Raw genomic sequence first — 3,097 nt, forward strand, 5'->3', positions numbered from 1 at the left:
TCCTCGACCCGTTCCACCTGCCGCTCTACAACACCATCATTCTGCTGCTGTCCGGCACAACGGTGACCTGGGCGCACCATTCGCTCATCCATGGCGACCGCAAGGGGCTGATCAACGGCCTGGTGCTGACCGTCGGGCTCGGCATGCTGTTCACCATGGTGCAGGCCTACGAGTACATGCACGCGCCGTTCGGCTTCAAGGATTCCATCTACGGCGCCACGTTCTTCATGGCCACCGGCTTCCATGGCTTCCATGTCATCATCGGCACCATCTTCCTGCTGGTCTGCCTGATACGCGCCATCAAGGGCGATTTCACCCCGAAACAACATTTCGGCTTCGAGGCGGCAGCTTGGTACTGGCACTTCGTCGACGTGGTCTGGCTGTTCCTGTTCAGCGCGGTCTATGTCTGGGCCTCGAACGGCGCGATGATCGAAGCCCACTGATTGCAGTCCGAGGAAATGTGACGAGGCGGCTGCGGCGACGTGGCCGCCTTCTTCTTTTCGGCGCAATGGCCGGCCATCGGTAGCCGATGTTGGCGAGAATTCCTTGTGCAGTCTGCGCATGCATGGTCTGGTCTTTCCCTGCGCTTGCAGGCCAGCAGGTCTATCTGGTCCGGGTTGAAAAGGCGGAGCGGCGACTTGAGCTGATCGGCGAAGGCGGCAAGATCCTTCGCAGTTTCAGCATCGCGCTGGGCAGTGAGCCGTTTGGCCACAAACACCAGGAGGGCGACGAGCGAACACCGGAGGGGCGCTACGTTCTCGACTGGCGTAACGCAAACAGCGCGGCCTACAAATCGATCCACATCTCGTATCCGAACGCCGACGATCTCGCGGCGGCACAGGCTCGCGGCGTGGACGCCGGCGGGATGATCATGATCCACGGCCAGCCAAATGGTTTTGGCTGGCTGGGGTGGCTGCTTCAATTGGTCGACTGGACCGATGGCTGCATTGCGGTTACGGACTCTGACATGGATGAAATCTGGACGATGGTGGCTGCTGGCACACCTATCGAGATCAAGCAATGAGTGACGACAAGGCGATCTGGCCACCCATCGAACCGATCTCGGCTGGCCTGCACGGCCGCTGCCCGCGCTGCGGCGAGGGCAAGCTGTTTTCCGGCTTCCTCAGCGTCGGCAAGCGCTGCGTCAATTGCGGCCTCGACTACTCCTTTGCCGATGCCGGCGACGGCCCCGCCGTGTTCGTCATCCTGATCATCGGCTTCATCATCGTTGGCCTGGCGTTGTGGATGGAGGTGACGCTCGGGCCGCCGCTCTGGGTCCACCTGCTGCTATGGATACCGCTGGCGCTGGTGCTGTGCTTGACGGCGCTCAGGCTGATCAAGGGCGTGCTCTTGACGCTGCAATACCGCAACAAGGCCGCCGAAGGCAGGCTGGACCACGGCGAATGAGCGAGGCATCCGCTCTGACGGCAGGCAGGTCCCGGCCCAGGCGGGCATTGCTGCTGATCCTTGCGCTGGCTCTGTTCGTCATCCTGGTCGGGCTCGGCACCTGGCAGGTCCAGCGCCTGCACTGGAAGGAGGGCCTGCTCCAGACCATCGACCAGCGCACGCATTCGGCGCCGCGCCCGCTGGCCGAGCTCGAAAAGCAGTTCGCCGCGACGGCTGACGTCGACTACACGCCCGTGACGGTGACCGGCACCTTCCTGCACCACGGCGAACGGCATTTCTTCGCCACCTGGGAGGGCGCTTCCGGCTTCGACGTCTTCACGCCGTTGCAGCTCGACGATGGTCGTTTCGTGCTCATCAACCGCGGCTTCGTTCCCTACGACCTGAAGGATGCGGCCAAGCGGCCGCAAGGCGAGGTCGCCGGCAAGGTGACTGTAACCGGGCTCGCCCGCAACCCGCTGGCGGCGAAGCCCTCGATGATGCTGCCCGACAATGATCTCGCCAAGAACATCTTCTACTGGAAGGACCGCGGCGCCATGGCGTCGAGCGCCGGCCTGCCCGCCGGCGCCGGCCTGGTGCCGTTCTTCATCGACGCCGACAAGACGCCGAACCCCGGCGGCCTGCCGGTCGGCGGCGTCACCGTTATCGATCTGCCGAACAGCCATCTGCAATATGCCGTCACCTGGTACGGCCTTGCCGCCGCCCTTGCCGGCGTCCTGCTTTTCAGGCTCCGCCGCCCGGCGAAAGCAGGGTGATTGCTGTCGTCGCCCTTGACAGGGCAGGGGCGCGCACCTCATTTCGCGCCTTAAGTTCCGAGCTCCGATCAACCGGTCCGCAATCATGCTTCAGACAAAGCCACCGCTGACGATCAGGCTCTGCCAGCCGCGCGGCTTCTGCGCCGGCGTCGACCGTGCCATCCAGATCGTCGTGCTGGCACTGAAAAAATACGGCGCGCCTGTCTACGTCCGCCACGAGATCGTGCACAACCGCTATGTCGTCGAGGGGCTGCAGAGCCTGGGCGCCGTGTTCATCGAGGAGTTGTCCGAGATCCCTCCCGAGCATCGGAAGTCGCCGGTCGTCTTTTCGGCGCATGGCGTGCCGAAATCGGTGCCGGCGGATGCCCAGGCGCGCAACCTGTTCTACCTCGATGCCACCTGTCCGCTGGTGTCCAAGGTGCATAAGCAGGCGATGCGCCACCAGCGCCTCGGCCGCCATGTGCTCATGATTGGCCATGCCGGCCACCCCGAGGTGATCGGTACCATGGGCCAGCTGGCGGACGGCGCCGTCACTCTGATCGAGACCGAGGCCGACGCCGCCGTTTTCGAGCCCGCCGACCCGGCGGCACTCGGCTTCGTCACCCAGACCACGCTGTCGGTCGAGGACACCGCTGGCATCATCCGCGCGCTCACGGAGCGCTTTCCTGAGTTGCACGCGCCGGCCGCCGAATCGATCTGCTATGCCACTACCAACCGCCAGGAAGCGGTGAAGGAGACCGCCGCCGGCGCCGATCTCTATCTGATCGTCGGCGCCCCAAACTCCTCCAATTCGCGGCGTCTCGTCGAAGTCGCCGAACGCGCCGGCGCCACGATGTCGCTTCTCGTGCAGCGCGCCGCCGAGATTCCGTGGAACGACATCGCCAATATCTCGACGCTCGGCCTGTCGGCGGGCGCCTCCGCGCCGGAGATCATTTTCG

At 64.4% G+C, this 3,097-nt stretch carries 5 protein-coding genes; all 5 read left to right on the plus strand.

Features of this window, described 5'->3' with window-relative positions; all coding sequences use genetic code 11:
- Positions 1-443, plus strand: a 443-nt coding sequence (locus EOA33_RS29830) for a cytochrome c oxidase subunit 3 (RefSeq protein ID WP_145989347.1), incomplete at its 5' end; no start/stop codon positions are given.
- A gap of 122 nt (positions 444-565) precedes the next feature.
- The gene (locus tag EOA33_RS29835) at positions 566-1,024 is read left to right on the plus strand and encodes a L,D-transpeptidase family protein (protein ID WP_348627258.1); all 459 of its coding nucleotides are present in this window, start codon (positions 566-568) and stop codon (positions 1,022-1,024) included.
- Positions 1,021-1,407 carry a DUF983 domain-containing protein gene (locus tag EOA33_RS29840; protein ID WP_126055916.1) on the plus strand — a complete coding sequence of 129 codons (387 nt, stop codon included), beginning with the start codon at positions 1,021-1,023 and terminating at the stop codon, positions 1,405-1,407. Before EOA33_RS29835 ends, EOA33_RS29840 begins: the two co-directional genes overlap by 4 nt.
- Positions 1,404-2,159, plus strand: a complete 756-nt coding sequence (locus EOA33_RS29845; protein ID WP_189347301.1) for an SURF1 family protein — start codon at positions 1,404-1,406, stop codon at positions 2,157-2,159. Before EOA33_RS29840 ends, EOA33_RS29845 begins: the two co-directional genes overlap by 4 nt.
- 85 nt (positions 2,160-2,244) lie before the next feature.
- Positions 2,245-3,097, plus strand: an 853-nt coding sequence (gene ispH / locus EOA33_RS29850; RefSeq protein WP_127407275.1) for a 4-hydroxy-3-methylbut-2-enyl diphosphate reductase, incomplete at its 3' end; no start/stop codon positions are given.

Origin of the sequence: Mesorhizobium sp. M4A.F.Ca.ET.050.02.1.1, from assembly GCF_003997725.1 — a bacterium.
In the GTDB taxonomy this organism is placed as follows: domain Bacteria; phylum Pseudomonadota; class Alphaproteobacteria; order Rhizobiales; family Rhizobiaceae; genus Mesorhizobium.

Bases quoted from the DNA above. Each gene is read 5' to 3' on its own strand.
- EOA33_RS29835 (WP_348627258.1), top strand. From the start codon at position 566: ATGGTCTGGTCTTTCCCTGCGCTTGCAGGCCAGCAGGTCTATCTGGTC.
- EOA33_RS29840 (WP_126055916.1), top strand. From the start codon at position 1,021: ATGAGTGACGACAAGGCGATCTGGCCACCCATCGAACCGATCTCGGCT.
- EOA33_RS29845 (WP_189347301.1), top strand. From the start codon at position 1,404: ATGAGCGAGGCATCCGCTCTGACGGCAGGCAGGTCCCGGCCCAGGCGG.